This is a genomic window from Hymenobacter arizonensis (genome assembly GCF_900115775.1).
Lineage (GTDB): Bacteria > Bacteroidota > Bacteroidia > Cytophagales > Hymenobacteraceae > Hymenobacter > Hymenobacter arizonensis.
Genome location: NZ_FOXS01000002.1, coordinates 626,142 through 647,730, shown reverse-complemented (window position 1 = coordinate 647,730; position 21,589 = coordinate 626,142). Strand labels below are relative to the sequence as shown.

Sequence of the window (21,589 nt, the reverse complement as noted above, 5' to 3'; positions counted from 1 at the left end):
GCCATCAGCCAAAAGCTACCAGCCAACTAGCATCTACCGCAAACGGTCCATGCTGCGCACCAGCTGCTCGTCGCGCCGGATGAAGCGGTTGGCCAGCAGGTTCAACATCAGAGCCAGGGTTGGGAGGTAAAAACCAGCCATGTACTGGCCCGCCAGCTTCACGTTGAGCATCTGTTCGCCTTGGCTGGAGAAATAGAAGCCTGCGCCAATCGTAGCCGTAATCAGAAGCAGGTTGACGGTGCCAAGCAGCAGTTGTTTGCCGCGGTTGCGAAACTGAAAAATTTCGAAAATAGCCACCGCTGCGGAGGCGCCCGCCAGCAAGCCGATAAGCCAAACTGGCCCCGTAGAAGCCGGCAATTGCATGCCTTTGGGAGTGAAGCCGAAGGCCGTAAGGGTCAGCTCCTGGTTGGTGAGGCCGTCGATTTTGTGCCACAGTGGCAACGCTAACATGCTGAGCATGGCCAGGGCCAGCAACAGTAAAAACACGCTTTGGATTCTTTGTATCATCTTTGCTGTTAGTAAAAACTGCCCCGCATCTGTGTCGGGGCCACAAATTTAGTCCCATCCGGCGTTTACGCCGCTATTGATAATTCGAATGCCAACTGCTTATATCGTGGACGCCGTGCGTACCCCGATTGGAAAATTTGCCGGCGCGCTCAGCAGCGTCCGCCCCGATGATTTGGCCGCCCACGTACTGCGTGAGCTCATGCGCCGCAATCCTTCCGTTGATAAAGCCGCCATTGAGGACGTCATCCTCGGCGCGGCCAACCAAGCCGGTGAAGACAACCGCAACGTGGCCCGCATGGCCGCGCTGCTGGCGGGCCTGCCCATCACCGTGCCCGGCAACACCGTGAACCGCCTCTGTGCCTCGGGCCTGCAAAGCATCATGGACGCCGCCCGGGCCATTAAGTGCGGGGAGGGCGACGTGTACCTGGCCGGCGGCAGCGAGAGCATGACCCGCGCGCCGTTTGTCATGGCCAAGTCGGAGTCGGCCTTCGGCCGCGAGCTTACGGCCCACGATACCACGCTGGGCTGGCGCTTCATCAACCCGCGCCTCACCAAGCTGCACTACCCCTTCGCCATGGGCCAGACAGCCGAAAACGTGGCCAAGCAATACAACGTGACGCGCCAGGAGCAAGACGCCTTCGCTTTCGAAAGCCAGCGCAAGTATGCCCGGGCCCTGGAGAAAGGACGCTTCCGCAAGGAGATTGTGCCCGTGTTCATTCCGCAGCCCAAGGGCGATACGGCGTTGTTTGACACCGACGAGCAGCCCCGCTTCTCCTCCCTCGAAAAGCTGGCCACCCTCAAGCCCGCGTTCCAGCCCGAAGGCGGCACCGTGACGGCTGGCAACTCTGCGGGCATCAACGACGGCGCCGCCGCCGTGCTGCTCGTGAGCGAAGAAGCCCTGAAGCGCTACAACCTCAAGCCCCTGGCGCGGGTAGTAGCCTCGGCCGTGGCGGGCGTCGACCCGTCGGTTATGGGCCTGGGCCCGATTCCGGCCACTCAAAAAGTGCTGCAGCGGGCTGGCCTCACCATCAATGACATCGACCTGATTGAGCTGAACGAGGCATTCGCGGCCCAAAGCATTGCCTGCATCCGCGAGCTGGGCCTCGACATGGATAAAGTGAACGTGAACGGCGGCTCCATTGCCCTGGGCCACCCGCTGGGAAGCTCCGGCGCCCGCATCACCGCCACGCTGCTGCACGAAATGCACCGCCGCGACGGCGTGCGCTACGGCTTGGCCACCATGTGCGTGGGCGTGGGCCAAGGCGCTTCGGTGATTTACGAGAAGCTGTAGAATTTCTCTGCCGCCATGCCAGTGCTGCCACTGCCCGAAGCGGGCGCGTTGCTTCGACCCTTCGCGCCCGCCGACGCGCCCAGCCTAGCCTTGCACGCCAACGACCACGGCATTTGGCTGAACCTGCGCGACCGGTTTCCGCATCCTTACTCCGTAGCCGATGCCGAAGCTTACATCGCCATGGTGAACAGCGAGGAAGGCCAGCGTGATTTGCATTTGTGCATCGACGTGGCTGGCGAGGCCGTGGGCAGCATCAGCCTATTATTTAAGCATGATGTAAACCGCCGCTCGGCCGAGATTGGCTACTGGCTGGGCCGGACGCACTGGGGCCGGGGCATTGCCACGGCTGCAGTGCGAGTGCTGGCAGACCACGGCTTTACTCACCACGACTTGGCGCGGATTTACGCCGTGGTATTTGCGCATAACGCTACTTCAGGGCGCGTGCTCGAAAAAGCCGGCTTCACCCTGGAGGCGCGCCTCCGGCAGGCTGTTACCAAAGACGGGCAGACCATGGATGGCTTGCTTTACGCGCTGGTGCGCTGATTTATCTCAATGCGTTATTTCCTCCATTTCGCCTACGACGGCACGCGCTACCATGGCTGGCAGGTGCAGCCGAACACCCTCACCGTGCAGGCCGAAGTCGACCGCTGCCTTTCGCAGGTGCTGCGGCAGCCCATCCACAGCCTGGGCAGTGGGCGCACCGACACCGGCGTACACGCCAGCCACCAGGTCGCGCATTTCGACGCCGAGCTACCCGAAAACCTCACGCTCGACCTGCTGCTCTACCGCCTGCGCCGTGCCCTGCCTACCGACATTGCCGCCCTGCGCCTGCACCCCGTGGCCGACAGCGACCACGCCCGTTTCTCGGCCGAAGAGCGCACCTACGACTACTTCGTGCTCACGCCGCAGCCCGACCCTTTCCGGCGCGACCACGCCCTGCATCTCGACCGCACGCCCGACGTGGCGGCCATGAACGAAGCCGCCGCTTGCATGATTGGGCAGTTTGATTTCACCTCCTTTTCCAAAGTGAAAGGCGGCGTCGACCACTACGTGTGCTACTGCTACGAAGCGGCGTGGCACCCCGCGCCCAGCGGGCTGGTGTTTCGCATTCGGGCCAACCGCTTCGTGCGCGGCATGGTGCGGCTGGTGGTGGGCACCCTACTCGACGTGGGCCGGGGCAAGATGACGCCGCAGCAGTTTCAGGAGCTGCTCTGGGCCCAGCGGCGGGTAGATGCGGGCGGCGCGGCCCCGGCGCGAGGCTTGTTTTTGAGCAAAGTGGAATACGGGCCAGGCATTGTGCCGGAGTAGCGGCGCAGCCGGGCGGTCTATCCAGAGAATTCCATTAGCAGCAAGCAGCCCGCGGGTCAGGTACCTTTGCGGCTCATCACCCCAAGCGCACAACTGTGGAAAGCACCGCACCGAACGTCTTTGACAAAGCCCGCCTGGGCCTTTGGGTAAGCCTGGAAAAGCACCTGGCCACCGTGTACGCAGCCGAAGGCGCATTTCGTCAGGCGGTAGCTTTTACGGATACTTTTCCCTTCGCTGCCTCCTCGGCCACGACAGCGCAGCTGGCCGACTACGACCGCGAGCGCCGGGCCCTGCGGGACCTGTTTACGGACGAAACCGCGCAGCTCGACACGCTGACCAAAGCCATCCGCACCAAGCAGTATGCCGAAGCGGAAAAGAAACAACTCTATTTGCTGTTGCTCGGCTACATCGACATTGCCGCTTCTGTGTTTGAGCTGCTGGAGTCGCACGCCTCCACCCCGCGGCCCAAGGACGACGAGCTGGTCGAGACCCAGGCCCGGTTTGAGCGGGTAAAACGCTTCGCCCGGCTTAACGTCAAAGGGATTTCGGGACTGCTCACGCTGCCTTAAATTCAACCGCGGCGCCGGCGGGCAAATGTAGTTTTCCAGGGGGATGCAGCTTTTGGGCGCATTTGCTTGTTAAGGATAAGGAAGACGGCAGCGGCTAGGAATTCAACCCTGTAGCTCGCTAACGCCGTACTCCCGACCTTTGCCCCACTTATGGACCCCACCACTTCCGCTACCAAAACTGGTCAGGTATTCGACTGGACGGTGTTGCGCCGCCTGCTGGCCTACGTGCGGCCCTACCGGCGCGTGTTTATCGGCCTGATTTTTCTGACTGTGGCCACAGCCGTGCTCGGCACGCTGCGGCCTTTTCTCATCCAGCGCATGGTCGATGTCAGCATCGAGCAGGGCGATACTCATAGCCTCAACGCCATGTTTGGCCTGCTGCTGGTGCTGCTCGTGGGCCACGCCGGCGTGAGCTACCTGCAGACGTACTACGGCGGCTGGCTGGGCCAGTACATCGTGCGCGATATCCGCACCGACCTCTACCAGCACCTCCTAAACCTGAAGTTGAGCTTCTTCGACCGAACACCTATTGGCGTGCTGGTCACGCGTAATATCTCGGACGTGGAAACGCTTTCCGACGTGTTCAGCGAAGGCCTCGCGGCCATGGCGGGCGACGTACTGCAGCTGCTCTTCATCATGGCTTTCATGTTCTACATCGACTGGCGCCTCACGCTCATCAGCCTGTCCGTGATTCCACCGCTGCTCTTCTCGACCTATGTGTTCAAGGAGAAAATCAAGAAGTCGTTTCAAGACGTGCGCAATGCCGTGGCCAAGCTGAACTCCTTCGTGCAGGAGCACCTCACGGGCATGAACGTGGTGCAGATTTTCAACAACGAGGAGCGGGAATTTCGCAAGTTCGAGGCCATCAACAAAGAGCATACTGATGCTCACATTCGCTCGGTGCTCTACTACAGCATCTACTTCCCGGTGGCCGAGGTGTTAGGTGCCATTGGCGTGGGCTTGCTGGTGTGGTACGCAGCCCAGGGCCAGATTGAAGGCACCATCTCGAAGGGTGCGCTCATCGCCTTTATCATGTACAACGCGCTGTTTTTCCGACCCATCCGCCAAATTGCCGACCGGTTCAACACCCTGCAGCTGGGCTTGGTGAGCACAGAGCGCCTTCTCAAGCTACTCGACAACAAGGACTTGGTGGCCACCAGCGGCACCTACGCCCCCACCGAGCTGCGCGGCGATGTGGAGTTCAAAAACGTCAAGTTCGCCTACAACGAGCCCGAGTGGGTGCTCAAGGACATCAGCTTCCACGTGAAGCCCGGTCAAACCATCGCCTTTGTGGGCGCCACCGGAGCCGGCAAAACCAGCATCATCAACCTGCTCAGCCGCTTCTACGACATTCAGGAAGGCAGCATCTGCATCGATGGCCGCGACCTGCGTGAGTACGACTTAAGCCTGCTGCGGCGCCAAATCGGCGTGGTGCTGCAGGACGTTTTCCTCTTCGCCGGCAGCATCCGCGACAACATCACCCTCGGCAATAAGACCATCACCGACACCCAAATTTGGGAAGCGGCCGACCTCGTGGGCGCCCGCCGTTTCATTGAGCGCCTGCCCAACGCCCTCAACTACCCCGTGATGGAGCGTGGCGCCACGCTCTCCGTGGGCCAGCGCCAGCTCATCAGCTTCGTGCGGGCCATGGTGTACCAGCCCCGCGTCATCATTCTGGACGAGGCCACCTCTTCCGTCGACTCCGAAACCGAGGAATTGATTCAGTCGGCCATTGAAAAGCTGATGCAGGGCCGCACCTCCCTGGTTATTGCCCACCGCCTGAGCACGATTCAAAAAGCCGACAAAATCATTGTCCTCGACAAGGGCGAAATTAAGGAAACCGGCACGCACGAGGAGCTCCTGCGCATTGAGGACGGCTATTATGCCCAGCTATACCGCATGCAATACGTGGTGACCGAGCAGTTGCCCGCCGGCACTGAAGAAGTAGCGCTGGGCAAGAACCAACTGCCCGACGCATCCTAGCCCGCTTCTGCCTCCGACTTTTCCCGTTACCCGCCACCTGTCCGCATGACCCGTTACCTCTTTCTCGCCGTTATCCTTTTCACCCTGATTGCGGCGGGCACCTACGTGTACCTGGGCGGCACCCGCGACCCCAAGGTCACGCTCGAAACCACCGCCGCTCCGCTTTACCTGGCCGGCCAGCCCTATGATGGGTCGGTGCAGGGCGATGGCTTCGGCCAGCTATTCCGCCAAGCCAAAGACGTGCAGACCCAGCAGCAATTTGGCGGTGACCTAGCGAACCTGTATTTCAACGACCCCGAAACGGCTCACGACACCATCAAGGCATTTATCGGTATCACCGTGGCCGACACCACGCGCAAGCTGCCCGCAGGCTTTCGCTACTACTTTGTGCCCGCCGGGCAGCGCGTGGTGGCCGCCCGCCTCACCGGCGTGAGCTACCTGTTGTCTCCCAACAAGCTATACCCCGCCGCGCTCGAAGCCGTGAAGAAGCAGAAGCTCACGCAGCGCGGCGACTTTTACCTGGAGCGCTTTGGCGCTGAGGATAATTCCGAGGTGTGGGTCGGCGTGAAGTAGGGTCAGAGGCTAATAAAAAACCCCAGAAAGTTCTGGGGTTTTTAAATGAAAGGCCAATACCGAAGATTTTACTGACCGAAATAATAAGTGCCGCCGAATGCAAGCTGATTTAAACCGAAGTTGGCACCAAATCCACTTGAGGTATTTTCATAATTCGAAGGGGCCGGATTACTAGACCCTTTAGGGAAGTCGTAGCTTACGCGACTATAGCCCAAAGAGCCAAGTGAAGCACTCATTGCAAACTTAGGTATCGGAAAAAAAACGATGGCCGGAGTCAGATTGGCATAAAAGCCATCCCCTTTGTATTCCAAAACTTCGAGGGTGTTGGCACCAGTATAATCGTATCCGTAGGAGCGGCTGTTCTGAAAGCCACCTCCGAGAGCACCGGTTACGCCGAATTGGTCGCTAAGCATTTTATAATACCGCACATATGGGCCCACATTCAAATTGGTGGCGGGCTTTAATTGGGGCTGTGCTACGACCGGCCCAGGCGTGGAGGAGACAGAGCGCCGGTTACTGGCATAGCCAAGCTCCAATCCTAATTCCAGGTTTTCGGCAATGAAATAACCTACCGTGGGCCTGAAGTTAAATTGGCTCGACTTTGTGTTAGTAGAATTTGTGCCGTTGTTACTAGAGCTTTTGTCGGTGCTACTGTTGTAGCCAATCCCGCCGCCGAGGGAAATAGTGCCCGCCGCAATGCCGCTGCCAGCCGACTTGCTGGATTGGTTTATCGTTGGGGTAGATGGTTGGGCCTCGGCGACGGTAGCAGTGCCGAAGAGTCCCAATAGGAGCATTGAGTTTTTCATCAGGGAAAAGGTGATTGTGTTGAAACGCTATATTACTGTATGCAACAACAGTAACTGTTGGCGCACTCCTTTATTGTGACTACTCCCATTCTAAGGTGGCTACAATCTCAATCGGTCAGCGTGCCCGAACCGGCCACATACGTTTTGCTAGGCCCCTTATATCTACTTCTTCTCTACGCGCTAGGTCCTGCTATCACGCCCAGGCGGTTGCCATTCATTCCGTCTTTATACTTACGTATATTCAAAACCATCATGGATAACTACTTAATTACTCTCCATCCTCGCCTTAATTCCCAACCTTAGCCAACCCGACAAGTACAGCTAGAAGCTACGTCGGCTCCTACCAAACTGCCTTCGTACCATGTCATTTCCTTTCCACATTAAAGCAGGATTTATATGCTAGCGATGGACTACCGGGGCCCGAAAAGGGTCCGCGCCACTCAGAAACCCATGCCCGAAATCAAGCATCCCCAGGATGCCATTGTGCGGGTCACCCGTTCCTGCATCTGCGGTTCCGACCTGCACCTTTACAACGGCAACGTGCCGGACACCCGCGTAGGAACCACCTTCGGGCACGAGTTCACGGGCATCGTTGAAGAAATTGGCTCCGAGGTAACCAAAATTAAAGTTGGCGACCATGTGCTGGTGCCCTTCAACGTAGCGTGTGGCGAGTGCCACTTCTGCAAGCAGGGCATGTTCGGCAATTGCCACGAGTCCAACACGCAGGCCACCGCAGTGGGCGGCATCTTTGGCTATTCGCATACCGCCGGCGGCTACAATGGTGGCCAGGCCGAATACGCACGGGTGCCTTACGCCAACGTAGGTCCCACGGTCATTCCTCCCGGCATGGACCCGGACGATGCTGTGCTCCTGACCGATGTGGTGCCCACGGGCTACCAGGCCGCCGAGATGGCGGGCATTCAGCAAGGCGATACCGTGGTTGTTTTTGGAGCGGGCCCGGTGGGCATCATGGCCGCCCGGTGCTGCTGGCTGTTTGGCGCGGGCCGCGTCATCATCATCGACAAAGAAGACTACCGCCTGGAATTCGCCAGCAACTACGCGAATTGCGAGGCCTACAACTTCGAAAAAGACATGGACGACCCGGTGGTCTTCATTAAGAAAATAACCGACTGGATGGGTGCCGACTGCGTAATTGATGCCGTAGGCGCCGAAGCCGCCGGCAATGCCATGCAAACCATCACGGGCCGAAAGCTGCTGCTGCAGGCCGGTTCGGCCACGGCCATGCACTGGGCTATCAACTCCGTCAAGAAAGGCGGTGTGGTATCGGTAGTGGGCGTATATGGCCCCACGGACAACCTCATTCCCATGGGCAACGTGCTCAACAAAGGCCTCACCATCCGGGCCAACCAGGCATCCGTAAAGCGCTTGCTGCCCCGCTTAATTGAGCACGTGCAAAACGGAGTCATCAATCCCAAAGCGTTGATTACGCACCGCATTCCTTTAGAGGACGTCGCTGACGGATACCGGTTATTCTCCGCCAAACTAGACAATTGCATCAAGCCCTTGCTGGTGTTTCCTTCCAATATTTAATTCCGAAGAACAATGGACAATACTGTGAAAGACCCGCAGAAGCTACCCGGTTGGGGCGTCGATGCCGACCCCAAAAACGACCCGACCTACCCCATGCGCCACCGCATGAACGTGTCGCAGGACCCCGACAGCAAACATCGCCCCGACTCGCTGCAGCCGGAAGATATTGAAGTGTTGAAGTCCATTGAGCGCCCCCAGGTATCGGCGGTGTTCGGCGAAGCTGCGCCACCTGCCGGGTTGAGCGGCATGATTCGTCGCTTCGCGTTTAAGTACAGCGAAAGCCACTACGGACACTGGCTTCCCCTGCTCCTGGCCGACCGCGTGAACGTGGTGGAAGGCGTAGTGGATGATTTGCTGCACGGCCACGTGCCCAACATCTTTGTTGAAAAAGGCTACAAGGCCGAGTGGAAGCACAGCCCTCAAACGCTGGTGCTCAAGCTGGCGGGCTTTGCAGCCGTAGTTGGCGGCGTGGTGCTGCTGCTCAGCAAAAAAGACAAAACGATAGCCCGGCCTGCCCGGGGCCGCTATCGCACGGCTAGCTAAAGGCTACTATCCTACTTCAGTCGGCTTGCGTTTCACGCAAGCCGACTCTTTCTGAGCTATAAAACAAAAAGCCCGCTGAACAGCTGTTCAGCGGGCTTTTTTGATGAGCACTAGTAAAGTCGGGGTGGCAGGATTCGAACCTACGGCCTCGTCGTCCCGAACGACGCGCGCTACCGGGCTGCGCTACACCCCGAAAGCAGGCCGATGGGGCGGCCTGTTTCTGTTTCCAATATTGCGGCCGAAAAAAGCCTCCGAACCGTTAAGTTCGGAGGCTTTAAGAGCGGCTGCTCTTCCGTCGGAGTGGCAGGATTCGAACCTACGACCTCCAGCACCCCATGCTGGCGCGATACCAGGCTACGCTACACCCCGATTGGTATTGGAGTAACAAAGGTAAGGGCTTTTTCTTACTTGGTGCAACCAGAAACCAAATAAAGTTTGACTAATTGCCAAACCTTGCCGGCGCTGGCACGCGACTTGCAGAACGGCAGGCACTAGCGAGGCTCAGAATTTATTAGCTTTACGCTAGCAATTTTAACCTCGGCAATTCGTATTCCCTTTATGAAGCATCTATTTCTACTAGCCTTGGCCTGCATTTTGGCCCCAGCGGCCGCCCACGCTCAGGGCACTCCGGCGCCCGCAGCCACTCCCGCAGCTGCGCCTGCACCCACCGTCCCAGAGTCTGCTCAGGAAGCCATTCTGCCCAGCGGCGTGGTTGCTCCGGCTGCCAAGGCTCCAACCGCAACCTCTGCTGCTAACGCTACCCTCATTGCTCCGGCCCCTGAAACCCCCGCTGCCGACCCCAACGCCATCAAGGTGAAGGCCGAATCTGCAGCGGGCCGCCTCACCGTGAAGACCGATAACCCCGGCCCTACCCGCGTTGAAGTGACTGATGTGGGCGGGCGCCCCGTGCTTACCCACACGATGATGAATGGCCAGACGCCCTTGGTTCTCAACGTAAGCAAGCTGCCCGCCGGTGCCTACATTGTGCGCTGCACCGCTTATGAGAAAACCGGCATGCGCCGGGTGAAAATCGGAATGTAGCGCCCTTCCCGTTTGGGTTAAAAGATTTCTGCTATAAAAAAGCGCCGGGAGGTGGCCGTTTGTCATAAGACGAACAGCCGCCTCCCGGCGCTTTTTTTGCATTGTTCTTTACGCTTCCTCGGTTTGCAGCTGGCGCTCGTAGAGAGCCCGGTACAGGCCGCTGGCATCGCTCATGAGGTTCTCGTGCGTGCCGTGCTGCACAATCACACCGTCGTCGAGCACCAAAATTTCGTCGGCCAGCTTCACGGAGCTCACGCGGTGCGAAATGATGAGACTGGTGCGCTGCGCCATGATGCGCTGAAGGCTACCCAGAATGGCATTCTCGGTTTTAGTGTCCACGGCCGAGAGTGAGTCGTCCAGAATCAAGATTTTGGGTTCCTTCACCAAGGCGCGGGCCATGCTCACGCGCTGCTTCTGGCCACCAGAGAGGGTGATGCCTCGCTCGCCTACTTTGGTATCGAAGCCTTCGGGGAAAGCCAAGATGTTTTCGTAAACGTCCGCGTCTTTAGCGGCCTGCAGCATTCGGGTTTCATCCGGCTCGTCGAGGCCGAAGTTGATGTTGTTCCGAATGGAATCGGAGAACAGGAACACATCCTGCGGGACGTAGCCGATTTGTCCGCGCAGGGCGCGGAGGGAGTAGTCGCGCACGTCGGTGCCATCGATGCTGATGCCGCCGGCCGTGACGTCGTATAAGCGGCAGAGCAGCGCGGCAATGGTGCTTTTGCCCGAGCCCGTGTTGCCGATAACCGCCAGCGTCTGGCCGGGCCGCACCCGGAAGCTCACGTCGCGCAGCGCTTGAATGCCGGTATCGGGGTAGGTGAAGGACACGTTTTCGAACACAATGTCGCCTGCCAGCTCCCGCTGCACGTTCTGGCGGGAAACAATTTCCGTTTTCTGGTCCAGAAACTCGTTGATGCGCGCCTGCGACGCCTCGGCCCGCTGCACCAGCGACGACGTCCAGCCCAAGGCCGTAACCGGCCACGTCAGCAAGTTCACGTAAATCAGGAACTCGGCAATAGTGCCCGTGGTGATGGTGCCCCGGATAACCTCCTGCCCACCTACCCACACGGTGATGAGCGTGCTCAAGCCAATGAGAAACAGGATAAGCGGGAAAAAGAGCGAATTGACGAAGTTCAGACTCAGCGATTTTTCCTTGTACTCATTGCTGGCTTTGGAAAACTGCTCGTGCGAATCGGCTTCACGGACGAAGGACTTCAGCACCCGAATGCCCGAAAAGGCCTCCTGCACGAAGGTGGTCATGCCCGAGAGGGCCTTTTGAATTTCGTCGGACTTGCGCTCAATCAGGTTATTCACGTAGAAAATGCTGACCGAAAGCACCGGTAGCGGCAATAGCGTGTACAACGTCAGCTTCACGTTCACCATGAGCATAAGCGGCACGATGAGCAAAAACAGCAGTACCAGCTGCAGAAAATACATGATGGCCGGCCCGAGGTACATGCGCACCCGGCTCACGTCCTCGGAAATGCGCGACATCAGGTCGCCGGTGCTGTGGCGACGGTAAAAGCTGAGCGGCAGCGATTGATAGTGCTGGTAAATCTGGTTTTTTTGGTCGTTTTCAATGTGCCGCGACATCACAATGAGAGTCTGACGCATGAAGAACAAAAAGATGCCGCGCAGCAGAGCCAGCGCGATGATGAGCATGCCGTAGAATAGCACGTTGCGCCCAAACAGCTGGTACACGCTGCTCTGGGCCTGCGTGCCGGCATAGAGGTGGTAGAGGTCGATGCCCTCGTTCACCAAATCGAAGGCGTAGCGCACCAATTGGGCCGGAAAAATGGCCAGCAAGGTGCTTAGCGCCACAAATAGCACGCCCGCCAGGAAGTGCCATTTGTAGCGAAAGATGAAGGGGTTGACAGCGTTTAGGGCGCGCACAGGCTGGGTGGGAAAGAGGCCGGTATAAGAAAATAGGGGTACTTTTGTGGCCTGAAACGAAAGGGCATCTTCAAACTATAACGGAATGCTTCGGCAGACAGACGCCAGAGTAAGCATGACGTTCCGGGTTTGCGTATAGCCTTCGTATAGAATACAACAAAGTTACGCCACACTCCTCCCAACCCTAAATTCCCACCAATCTCAATCCCCTCCCATGATTGAAACCCAAACCCTGGCCCCCGAGGTCATCTTCGGTCAAATTGCCGAACACCAGCACGAGCAAGTCGTGTTTTGCCACGACCACGAAACCGGTCTGAAAGCCATCATCGGCATTCACAACACCGTGCTCGGCCCAGCGCTGGGCGGCACCCGCATGTGGCACTACGCCAGCGACATGGAAGCCCTAAACGACGTGCTGCGCCTCTCGCGCGGCATGACCTATAAGGCGGCCATTTCGGGCCTGAACCTGGGCGGTGGCAAAGCCGTCATTATCGGCGATGTGAAAATGAAGACCGAAGCGCTGCTGCGCAAATTCGGTCGCTTCGTGAAGAACCTCAACGGCAAGTACATCACGGCCGAGGACGTGAACATGACCACTAAGGACATGGAGTACATCCGCATGGAAACCACTCACGTAGCTGGCTTGCCCGAGAGCATGGGTGGCTCGGGCGACCCTTCCCCCGTGACAGCCTATGGCACTTACATGGGCATGAAGGCCGCCGCCAAAAAAGCATTCGGCTCCGAAAGCCTGACTGGCAAGCGCATTGGTGTGCAGGGCGTGGGCCACGTAGGCACCTACCTACTTGAGCACCTGCAAAAAGAAGGTGCCAAGCTCATCGTGACGGACTACTACGAAGACCGCGCTCTTGAAGCGGCCTCTCGCTTCGGCGCTACCGCCGTGGGCCTGGAGGACATCTACGACCAGCAGATGGACATCTACTCGCCCTGCGCCCTGGGCGCTACGCTGAACGATGACACCATTGCGCGCTTGAAGTGCCAGGTGGTGGCCGGCTGCGCCAACAACCAGCTCAAGGTAGAAAACCAGCACGGCCCCGAGCTGGTGCGCCGCGGCATCGTGTACGCCCCCGACTTCCTCATCAACGCCGGCGGCCTCATCAACGTGTATTCCGAAGTAGTGGGCTCCAGCCGCCAGGGCGCCCTCACCCAAACCGAAAAAATTTACGATTTCACCCTCCAGGTTTTGGCCAAGGCCGAAGAAGAAGGCACGCACCCCCAAGCTGCTGCTATCAAGCAGGCCAAGGAGCGCATCGCCAACGTGGGCAAGGTGAAGTCGACCTACTAAAGGAGTTATGAATTATGAGTTGTGAGTTATGAGTTGGATGGACCAAGTAGCCAGCCAGCTTATAACCGCAACTCATAATTCATAACTCATAATTCATAACTCAAAGAAATGCTAAATCGCCGCCTCCTTCGTATCAAAGTCATGCAGTCGCTCTACTCCTACCACCAAGCGGTAGGGGCTGATTTGATGCTGGCCCAGGACCGCATCGCGGCTGCTTTTGAGCCCGACCTCACGGCCAAAGAGGCTCCCGACCGTCGCCAGTTGGAAGGCCAGCGCAAAATGGGCGAAGCCCAGCTGCGCGAGTGGTACAAAACCGGCGTTCAGCCCGAAAAGACGGATGACAAAGCCGTGGACGCGGCCTTGACCGATGCCATCAGCTTCTTTGAGGCCCAGGTAAAAAAGGATGCTACGTTCTTTGGCGGGCAGCTGCTAGCCGGTGCCGAAAGTATTCACGACCAGTACCTGCACCTGCTCAACCTGCCGGCTGCCCTGCAGGGAGTGCTGGAAGAAGAGCAGAGCCGCGAGGAGCGCCGTCGCCTCGGCCCCAGCGAGAACGCGCTGAACACCGACCGCCTGCACCAGAACCAAGCTGTTGTTAAGCTAATGGCAAACGAGCAGCTTCAGGACCTGACCATCCGCCGCAAGCTGGCCTGGGACGGCGCCGAGGAAATTGAAGCCCTGCGCGCCGCCTGGCAAGAGATGAAGGCCGACGGCCCGCTCCGCGAGTACCTGGCCGGCCAGCCTACCGGCATTGCCGAGGCCGACTATGAGGCCGATATGGAAATCCTGCGGCTCATCTACAAGGACTACGTTTTTAAGGGCGAGGCACTGCCACGCCAGCTGGAAGCCGACGACCTGAACTGGGAGGAAAACCGCCCCATCGTGCGCAACCTGGTACTGAAAACGCTGAAGATGCTGCCCTTCGCCGCCGATGAAAAGCAGGAGCTGATGAACCTCTCGGCCAACTGGGCCGACGACCGCGAATTTGCTGAAACGCTCTACAAGCAGACGCTCATCGAGGATGACAAAATGGAAAAGCTCATTGCCGGCTCGGTGCAAAACTGGGACGTGGAACGGGTGGCGCTGCTCGACAAGATTATCCTGAAAATGGCCCTTACCGAGATGCAGCTCTTCCGCGGCATTCCGGTGAAAGTCACTATCAACGAGTACATCGAAATCAGCAAACTGTATAGCACGCCCAAGAGCAAGCAGTTTGTAAACGGCATTCTGGACAAGCTGGCGCAGGATTTGGCAGCCAGCGGCGACATCCGTAAATCGGGCCGCGGACTACTCGACAACCAGTAGGGCACGGCCAGGCAGCGCGCTGACTAGCCGGTTCAATTTGGTGATTCCATCACTTTGGCCACCTTTGTATACTACTGCTGCGTTTCTCCGTACCAATAGCTCGTACCTTTTCCCACCTCTCCCTCTTCATCTCGACGACCATGGCCAGCAAAACCACTACCGGCATCTTGTGCTTCGCGGGCGGCGCCCTCACCGGCGCAGCCCTTGGCTTGCTTTATGCCCCCGAAACCGGCACCGAAACCCGTTCCTGGCTTAGCTACCAGCTGGAGAAGTACCGTTCCGTACTCGCCGACCTCACCGACAGCTTGGTGACCAGCCGCGACATGGCTGGTCCCTCCTCGGCCAAAACCGAAGGTCAGCGCGTGATTTCCGACGCCAAATCCAAAGCCGAGCAGTTGCTGGGCGATGTAGACCAACTCATTAATCAAATCAACTCCCGCAAGGGCGTCTAATTTTAAACGAGCGACTGAGTGGCTGAGCGACTGAATGAGCAGATGCGTAAAACCATTTGCTTCCTCTTCTCACTCAGTCACTCAGCCACTCAGTCACTCCTAAAAGAATGCATTTAGTAACCCTTATTCCCGGCGACGGTATTGGTCCCGAAATCACCAAGGCCGTAACCGACATTTTTGCCGCGGCACAAGTGCCCGTGCAGTGGGAAGAGCAGAACGCTGGCCAGACCACGTTCGACCAATCGGGCGAGTTGATTCCGAATTCGCTACTCAAGTCTCTGGAAAAGAATAAGGTGGCCCTCAAAGGCCCGATTACCACGCCGGTCGGCAAGGGCTTCCGCAGCATCAACGTGACGCTGCGCCAGAAGTACGACCTCTACCAGAACGTGCGTCCCAGCAAAACCACGGCTGGCATCAAAACCCGCTACGAAGGCATCGACCTAGTGCTGTTTCGCGAGAACACCGAAGGCCTGTACTCCGGCTTGGAGGTGTACGACGAGCGTCTGGGCATTGCCGACTCCTTTAACCGCATCACGGTAGAAGGTTCGCGCAAAATCTGCCGCGCCGCCTTTGCCTACGCTGCCAAGCACGGCCGCAAAAAGGTGACCCTGGCCCACAAGGCCAACATCATCAAGATGGCGGGTACGCTGATGCTCAACGCCTGCAAAGAAGCCGCAACCGAGTTTCCGCAGATTGTGTTCGAGGATAAAATCATCGACAACATGTGCATGCAGCTCGTGAACAAGCCCGAGCAATTCGACGTGGTGGTAACGACCAACCTGTTTGGCGACATCCTCTCCGACCTATGCGCTGGCCTCGTGGGCGGCTTGGGCGTGGTGGCCGGTGCCAACATCGGCGACGACATGGCCGTGTTTGAAGCCGTGCACGGCTCGGCTCCGGACATTGCCGGCCAGGGCAAAGCCAACCCCACCGCCCTGCTCCGCTCGGCCCTGATGATGCTGCACTACCTCGGCGAGCACGACAAGGCCGACCAGATTGATAAAGCTCTGGAAGCTACCCTCATGCACCAGGAAGAGTGCACGGGTGACCTCGGCGGCCAAGCCAGCACCAGCCAGTTTGCCCAAAACATCATCGCCAAGCTCTAGTTGCACCAAAAGAAGTTGCCCGCAGCCCCCTGCAAAGGACTGGCTGCGGGCACTCTCCTTTGCAAGGCCTTGTTGCTGAAGGCACCTAGTCATTACTGAGCCCTTATCGAAACGTGCCCTGCGCGTTTCCACGTGTATGAAATACCAGATTCTCCTTGCTGCAGCGCTGCTGTTTAGCGCCTGCAACCGCGACAAGTCGGGCGAAGTGGGCACCGAAGGCATGAACGCCGCCGCTACCGATGCGGCCTCCGACGCCACGGCGAACCCCACAGTGGACAACCCCAACGTGGTGAGCGAAGACGAAGCTCCCAACCCCAACGCGCCAGTGATGAAATTCACCGAAAGCGAGTTTGACTTCGGCGACATCAAAGCCGACAGCAAGGTGCGTCATACCTTCACCTTCACCAACACTGGCAAGTCGCCGCTGCTGATTCAGGACGCCATAGTGTCTTGCGGCTGCACCACCCCCAGCTGGACCAAAGCCCCCGTTCTTCCCGGTGCCCAGGGCACCATGGAAGTGCAGTTTGACAGCCGCGGCAAGCAGGGCATCATTAGTAAGCAGATTGCGGTGCGGGCCAACACCCAACCCAACATCACCACCATTCTCATCAAAGGTAACGTGTTGACTGTCGGCGCCGCAGCCTCCAGCCCGCTCTAAGCCACTAATTTCAGCACCATGTATTTGACCCTACTCTTGCAAGCTTCCGGAGGAATGGATTACACACAGCTCTTCTTCCCGATAGCCATCGGTCTGGTGGTGTACTTCTTCATGATTCGCCCCCAGCAGAAGCGGGCGTCCGACGCCAAGGCCTTCCGCCAGTCGCTAGCCAAAGGTTCGCGCATCGTCACCATTGGTGGCTTGCACGGCCTCGTGGTCGACCTCACCGAAGACACGGTGGTGGTGGAAGTAGACCGCGGCACCAAGCTGCGCTTCGACCGCTCGGCTATTGCTCGCGAAGTGAGCAGCAAAGCCAGCACCGGCACCGATAGCATCGCCTCCGCCTAAACGATGGACGGGCCGCTGAACCGGGCCAGCCGGCTGGTTAGCTGGTTTGTGCGGCCCTTCGCAGGCCAGGAGCCCAGTTTTTATCGGGCCATCACAGCGTGTTTACTCGCGGCGGGCTTCTTCTGGCAGATGAATGCCCTGAACAAGACCTACACCACCCGCCTGAATTACCCTTTGGCGTGGCGCTATGACTCGGCCCGCTACGTACCGATGCGCCCCCTGCCGGAGGCCCTGCCAGTAACGGTGACGGGCCAGGGCTGGCGCTTGCTGCGGGCTAACATGGGCTGGGGCACCCGCCCGGCGGTGCTGCGTCCCGTGCCCTTGCCCGGAACCCGCTACCTCCCCGCCGATGCCTGGCGCCTTGGCCTGCAAAGCGCCCTGGAGGGCGTTCAGGTCACTGAATGGGCCGGCGACACCCTGCGCCTTACGTTTGACCGAATTGCCAGCCGGCAGCTTCGCCTAGCCCTGCCCCGCGATTCGGCGCGGTTCTATACGGCTCGCTTTACGCCGGCAGTGGTCACCTTCCGTGGGCCTGCCAGCGTGGTGAGCGCCCTGCCCGACCCCTACCCCATGCTGGTACCCCGCGCCACCAGCAAACGCGCCGATGATGAAGTAGAGGTGGCCGTGGAAGCTCCCGCCCGCGTGCGGGCTTCGGTGCCAAGCGTGCAGATGCGCTGCAAATCCCGCGCAGCCGAACCGAGCCGGAGCTTGCTCCGGCGCACTTTCTCACCCCACGAATAGTCTATTCTTATGCTGCGCATCGGCATCACCGGCGGAATCGGTTCGGGCAAGAGCATCGTCAGTCGCTTGTTTCACGCGCTGGGCGTGCCCATTTATGACGCCGACACCCGCGCCCGCTGGGTGATGGAAAACGACGCGGAGCTACGCGAGCAGCTAAGCGCAGCCTTTGGTCCCACTACCTATGACGCGGCGGGCCGGCTAAACCGCCCGGTGCTGGCGGGTACGGTGTTCAACAACCCAGCTCTGCTGGCGCAACTCAACTCGCTCGTGCACCCGCACGTGGGCACCGACTTTGAACGCTGGGCCACCGCGCAGCAGCAGGCCAGGCACCCGTATGTGTTGAAAGAAGCGGCCCTGCTTTTTGAAGCAGGCTCCTATCGGCAGCTCGACCGGATTATTACGGTGTTTGCCCCAGTAGCCGTGCGCGAGGCCCGCGTGCTGCGCCGCGACCCGCACCGCTCGCCGGCCGACGTGCAGGCCATTATGGCGAAGCAGCTGAGCGAGGAAGAAAAAATGAACCGCGCCGACTACGTCCTGACCAACGACGAGGTGCTCCCGCTGCTGCCTCAGGTGTTGGCCCTGCACACCGAGTTCAGCGCTGGGGTAAAGGCATAAAAAAAGCCGTTTCTCGCAAAACAGCTTCTTTCACTATAATTCAGCTGGTCGTGACGACTACAGCTTGCCCGAATAATCTTCGAGGGTATCAATCACCTTCAGCAGTTGAGGAACTGCCAGGGAGTAGTAAATCTTCGTACCAATTTTGCTCGATTTCAGCACGCCACGGTCTTTGAGGGTGATGAGGTGCTGCGAGGCAATGGCTTGGGGGAGGTCGAGGGCTTGGTAAATGTCAGTAACTGACATCTGGCTGTCTTTGCCTTTGGTCTTGCCTAATAAGTCAACGATAGCCAACCGCTTGGGATGGGAGAGAACCTTGAGCATAGCCGCGGCACGGTCCAACTGTTGCGCTTCTACACGCGAATGCAATGGTTTCATGAGTCAATGAAAAGTAAAATGGAAAAGGAGGAGAGGTGTAATCGATGGGCAGAAGCATTTAGGTTGAAGAGGTAGAATGACCGCAATACAACTGTACTCAAAGGGTAGTTCCTACAAAGTGATGTAAAATAGATGCAAGTAAACCATTTATTTCTATAATACTCAAGTATTCGAACCTCTTATTTCTACGTCAAATACAATTATTGTGTTTCAGCCGCTTAAGACTGAAGTTCTAACTTTGTCATTCTGTTTATTATTCGGAACCTTTTCAGTATTCCCACCCAATGCTCGACCTGCTCACCAAATTTGAAAACAAGCGCCCCGAAATCGTCTTTGAATGGAAAGACTCCGAAACCGATGCCGAAGGATGGGTGGTAATCAACTCCCTGCGGGGCGGGGCGGCCGGCGGCGGCACGCGCATGCGCAAAGGGCTGGACAAACGGGAAGTGGAGAGCCTGGCAAAAACGATGGAGGTGAAGTTCACGGTGTCGGGCCCGGCAATTGGCGGCGCGAAGTCGGGTATCAACTTCGACCCCCAGGACCCGCGCAAGCGCGGAGTATTGGAGCGTTGGTACCGGGCCGTCATCCCTCTACTGAAAAACTACTACGGCACCGGCGGTGACCTTAACGTTGATGAGATACATGAGGTTATACCTATTACTGAAGAATATGGTCTTTGGCACCCGCAGGAAGGCGTAGTAACCGGGCATTACCACGCCACCGAACCCCAGAAAATCCAGAAACTCGGCCAGCTTCGGCAGGGGGTAATAAAAGTGGTAGAAGACGCTACTTTTTCGCCGAACTTGGCCCGCAAGTACACTGTGGCCGACCTCATTACCGGCTACGGCGTGGCAGAAGCCGTACGGCACTATTATCGGCTTTGGCCCCAAACAGACCTGCGCGGGCAGCGCGCCATCATTCAGGGCTGGGGCAATGTAGGAGCGGCGGCTGCTTACTACCTGGCCGGGCAGGGCGTGCGCATCGTGGGCATTATCGACCGGGCCGGGGGCCTGCTAAATCCCGAAGGCTTCGGCCTGGAAGAAATCCGGGCGCTGTTGTTGTCGCGCCAGGGTAATGCTTTAACTGCCGACAACCTGCTTTCGTTCAATGAGGTGAACGAGCAGGTCTGGTCCATGGGCGCCGACATTTTCATCCCGGCTGCGTCCTCGCGCCTCGTGGCCCGGGAGCAGGTGGAGCAACTGCTGGCCGGTGGCCTGAAGGTAATTAGCTGCGGCGCCAACGTGCCTTTTGCCGACCCGGAGATATTCTTCGGTCCCACCGGAGAGTTTGCCGACCAGCACACGGCCGTTGTTCCCGACTTTATTGCCAACTGCGGCATGGCCCGCGTGTTTGCCTACCTCATGGAAACCGGCGCCGAGATTACAGACCAAGCCATTTTTGCCGATACCTCGCGCATCATCGGGGCCGCGCTGGAGCGCACGTACCAGGAAAATGCCCACCCCACCGGCATTGCCCAACGCTCGTTTGAGATGGCGCTTCGGCAATTGGTTTAATGATACAAGATGTAATCTATTGAATCTAAATAATTTGCTTGATTTGAAATGCCGAAGTCGGGAACATATTCCGGCTTCGGCCTAGTTCAGGAGTAGTAATACATCAAGACATCACTGTTTTATCGTAACAATTTGGTAACTTTGACGCCCTACTTTTAATCGCCCCTTTTCCGGGGCGATTTTGTTTTGGCAGGAATTCCCACAGCAACTATGTCTACAATCAAAAGAGAAAAGACCAGCAAGACCAAGATGTCGGACGACATGTTGAACGCTGGCAGCGGCAAAACCATCAAGCAGCCCAACGTCAACGACGACAAGCTGACTTCCATCAGCGAGATGCGGGAGCAGAGCGGTGGCCACCCGGCCCTGGCCATCGAAGACGAGCAGCGCCTGCGCCGCGCCTTCGTGGACAAAGACTGGAACGAAATAAAAATCGCCGACAGCTGGCAGATTTTCAAGGTGATGGCCGAGTTTGTGGAGGGCTTCGAGAAGATGTCCAAAATTGGCCCTTGCGTGAGCATCTTCGGTTCGGCCCGCACCAAACCCGACAACCCTTACTACCAGATGGCCGAGGAAATTGCTGCCAAACTGGTGCGCCACGGCTACGGCGTAATCACAGGCGGTGGCCCCGGCATCATGGAAGCCGGCAACAAAGGCGCACGCTCCGAGGGCGGTAAGTCGGTGGGCCTCAACATTGAGTTGCCTTTTGAGCAAAGCCACAACATCTACATCGACCAGGACAAGTGCATCGACTTTGATTACTTCTTCGTGCGGAAGGTGATGTTTGTAAAGTACGCGCAGGCCTTCGTGGGCATGCCCGGCGGCTTCGGCACCCTCGACGAACTGTTTGAGGCCATGACGCTGATTCAAACCAAGAAAATCAGCCGCTTCCCCATCGTGTTGGTAGGTTCCGCTTATTGGAGCGGCCTGTTTAAGTGGGTGGAAGAAGTGATGCTGCACGAGGAACACAACATCTCGCCCGAAGACATGAACCTGGTGCAGATTGTGGACGATGCCAGCGAGGCGGTAAAAATCATCGACGATTTCTACCACAAGTACCTGCTGTCGCCAAACTTCTAAGAAGCCAGGCAGTTTTACCAGTAA

General features: G+C 58.1%; 23 protein-coding genes and 2 tRNA genes. 19 read left to right on the top strand and 6 right to left on the bottom strand.

Annotated elements, in window-relative coordinates:
- Positions 1-33 precede the first annotated feature (33 nt).
- The gene (locus BMZ66_RS09140) at positions 34-507 is read right to left on the bottom strand and encodes a DUF4293 domain-containing protein (protein ID WP_092671440.1); all 474 of its coding nucleotides are present in this window, start codon (positions 505-507) and stop codon (positions 34-36) included.
- A gap of 88 nt (positions 508-595) precedes the next feature.
- Here BMZ66_RS09140 and BMZ66_RS09135 point away from each other — a divergent pair, with 88 nt between their 5' ends.
- From BMZ66_RS09135 to BMZ66_RS09110, 6 genes are all read left to right on the top strand, one after another.
- The gene (locus BMZ66_RS09135; protein WP_092671437.1) at positions 596-1,798 is read left to right on the top strand and encodes a thiolase family protein; all 1,203 of its coding nucleotides are present in this window, start codon (positions 596-598) and stop codon (positions 1,796-1,798) included.
- A gap of 15 nt (positions 1,799-1,813) precedes the next feature.
- Entirely contained in the window at positions 1,814-2,341 is a 528-nt protein-coding gene (locus BMZ66_RS09130) for a GNAT family N-acetyltransferase (protein WP_092671434.1), read from the top strand.
- 9 nt (positions 2,342-2,350) lie between these two features.
- Complete coding sequence (truA, locus tag BMZ66_RS09125; protein WP_092671431.1) at positions 2,351-3,106, top strand: tRNA pseudouridine(38-40) synthase TruA; 756 nt, start codon at positions 2,351-2,353, stop codon at positions 3,104-3,106.
- 95 nt (positions 3,107-3,201) lie between these two features.
- A complete protein-coding gene (locus BMZ66_RS09120; protein WP_092671428.1) occupies positions 3,202-3,675 on the top strand; it encodes a hypothetical protein in 474 nt (157 codons plus the stop codon).
- A gap of 150 nt (positions 3,676-3,825) precedes the next feature.
- On the top strand, positions 3,826-5,658 hold the full coding sequence (locus BMZ66_RS09115) for an ABC transporter ATP-binding protein (RefSeq protein WP_092671425.1): 1,833 nt from the start codon (positions 3,826-3,828) through the stop codon (positions 5,656-5,658).
- Positions 5,659-5,703: 45 nt separating this feature from the next.
- Entirely contained in the window at positions 5,704-6,231 is a 528-nt protein-coding gene (locus BMZ66_RS09110) for a hypothetical protein (protein ID WP_092671422.1), read from the top strand.
- Between the two features lie 68 nt (positions 6,232-6,299).
- On the opposite strand, the gene BMZ66_RS09105 is transcribed toward BMZ66_RS09110, so the two are convergent.
- On the bottom strand, positions 6,300-7,037 hold the full coding sequence (locus BMZ66_RS09105) for a hypothetical protein (protein ID WP_092671419.1): 738 nt from the start codon (positions 7,035-7,037) through the stop codon (positions 6,300-6,302).
- Positions 7,038-7,433: 396 nt separating this feature from the next.
- Between BMZ66_RS09105 and BMZ66_RS09100 the strand changes: the two genes are divergently transcribed.
- Both BMZ66_RS09100 and BMZ66_RS09095 read left to right on the top strand, forming a co-directional pair.
- Positions 7,434-8,588, top strand: coding sequence for a zinc-dependent alcohol dehydrogenase (locus tag BMZ66_RS09100; RefSeq protein ID WP_092671417.1), 1,155 nt, complete (start codon positions 7,434-7,436; stop codon positions 8,586-8,588).
- 12 nt (positions 8,589-8,600) lie between these two features.
- Positions 8,601-9,131, top strand: a complete 531-nt coding sequence (locus BMZ66_RS09095) for a hypothetical protein (protein ID WP_092671414.1) — start codon at positions 8,601-8,603, stop codon at positions 9,129-9,131.
- 119 nt (positions 9,132-9,250) lie between these two features.
- Here the strand turns inward: BMZ66_RS09095 and BMZ66_RS09090 are convergent.
- Positions 9,251-9,324: transfer RNA gene (locus tag BMZ66_RS09090), tRNA-Pro, on the bottom strand.
- Positions 9,325-9,426: 102 nt separating this feature from the next.
- A tRNA-Pro gene (locus tag BMZ66_RS09085) sits at positions 9,427-9,500 on the bottom strand.
- Positions 9,501-9,689: 189 nt separating this feature from the next.
- Between BMZ66_RS09085 and BMZ66_RS09080 the strand changes: the two genes are divergently transcribed.
- Complete coding sequence (locus BMZ66_RS09080; RefSeq protein WP_143080123.1) at positions 9,690-10,172, top strand: T9SS type A sorting domain-containing protein; 483 nt, start codon at positions 9,690-9,692, stop codon at positions 10,170-10,172.
- Positions 10,173-10,280: 108 nt separating this feature from the next.
- Here BMZ66_RS09080 and BMZ66_RS09075 read toward each other — a convergent pair whose 3' ends face one another.
- On the bottom strand, positions 10,281-12,065 hold the full coding sequence (locus BMZ66_RS09075; protein WP_092671407.1) for an ABC transporter ATP-binding protein: 1,785 nt from the start codon (positions 12,063-12,065) through the stop codon (positions 10,281-10,283).
- 214 nt (positions 12,066-12,279) lie between these two features.
- On the opposite strand from BMZ66_RS09075, the gene BMZ66_RS09070 reads away from it, so the two are divergent.
- From BMZ66_RS09070 to coaE, 8 genes are all read left to right on the top strand, one after another.
- Positions 12,280-13,368 (top strand): Glu/Leu/Phe/Val dehydrogenase dimerization domain-containing protein, encoded by a 1,089-nt coding sequence (locus BMZ66_RS09070; protein WP_092671404.1) that lies wholly within the window; start codon positions 12,280-12,282, stop codon positions 13,366-13,368.
- 108 nt (positions 13,369-13,476) lie between these two features.
- Positions 13,477-14,673 (top strand): transcription antitermination factor NusB, encoded by a 1,197-nt coding sequence (nusB, locus tag BMZ66_RS09065; RefSeq protein ID WP_092671401.1) that lies wholly within the window; start codon positions 13,477-13,479, stop codon positions 14,671-14,673.
- Between the two features lie 140 nt (positions 14,674-14,813).
- On the top strand, positions 14,814-15,125 hold the full coding sequence (locus BMZ66_RS09060; protein WP_092671398.1) for a YtxH domain-containing protein: 312 nt from the start codon (positions 14,814-14,816) through the stop codon (positions 15,123-15,125).
- 107 nt (positions 15,126-15,232) lie between these two features.
- Positions 15,233-16,231 carry an isocitrate/isopropylmalate dehydrogenase family protein gene (locus tag BMZ66_RS09055; protein ID WP_092671395.1) on the top strand — a complete coding sequence of 333 codons (999 nt, stop codon included), beginning with the start codon at positions 15,233-15,235 and terminating at the stop codon, positions 16,229-16,231.
- Positions 16,232-16,367: 136 nt separating this feature from the next.
- Positions 16,368-16,889, top strand: a complete 522-nt coding sequence (locus tag BMZ66_RS09050; RefSeq protein WP_092671392.1) for a DUF1573 domain-containing protein — start codon at positions 16,368-16,370, stop codon at positions 16,887-16,889.
- Positions 16,890-16,943: 54 nt separating this feature from the next.
- Entirely contained in the window at positions 16,944-17,237 is a 294-nt protein-coding gene (gene yajC, locus BMZ66_RS09045) for a preprotein translocase subunit YajC (RefSeq protein ID WP_234795046.1), read from the top strand.
- A 3-nt stretch (positions 17,238-17,240) separates the two neighbouring features.
- Positions 17,241-17,978, top strand: a complete 738-nt coding sequence (locus tag BMZ66_RS09040) for a YbbR-like domain-containing protein (protein WP_092671386.1) — start codon at positions 17,241-17,243, stop codon at positions 17,976-17,978.
- A gap of 9 nt (positions 17,979-17,987) precedes the next feature.
- Positions 17,988-18,593: a dephospho-CoA kinase gene (coaE, locus tag BMZ66_RS09035; RefSeq protein ID WP_092671383.1), complete on the top strand. Its 606-nt coding sequence runs from the start codon at positions 17,988-17,990 to the stop codon at positions 18,591-18,593.
- Between the two features lie 57 nt (positions 18,594-18,650).
- Here coaE and BMZ66_RS09030 read toward each other — a convergent pair whose 3' ends face one another.
- Complete coding sequence (locus BMZ66_RS09030) at positions 18,651-18,971, bottom strand: ArsR/SmtB family transcription factor (protein WP_046244304.1); 321 nt, start codon at positions 18,969-18,971, stop codon at positions 18,651-18,653.
- Positions 18,972-19,255: 284 nt separating this feature from the next.
- On the opposite strand from BMZ66_RS09030, the gene BMZ66_RS09025 reads away from it, so the two are divergent.
- Together BMZ66_RS09025 and BMZ66_RS09020 are read left to right on the top strand one after the other, a co-directional pair.
- On the top strand, positions 19,256-20,485 hold the full coding sequence (locus tag BMZ66_RS09025; protein ID WP_092671380.1) for a Glu/Leu/Phe/Val dehydrogenase dimerization domain-containing protein: 1,230 nt from the start codon (positions 19,256-19,258) through the stop codon (positions 20,483-20,485).
- Positions 20,486-20,821: 336 nt separating this feature from the next.
- On the top strand, positions 20,822-21,565 hold the full coding sequence (locus BMZ66_RS09020) for an LOG family protein (RefSeq protein WP_092672981.1): 744 nt from the start codon (positions 20,822-20,824) through the stop codon (positions 21,563-21,565).
- Positions 21,566-21,589: the final 24 nt, after the last annotated feature.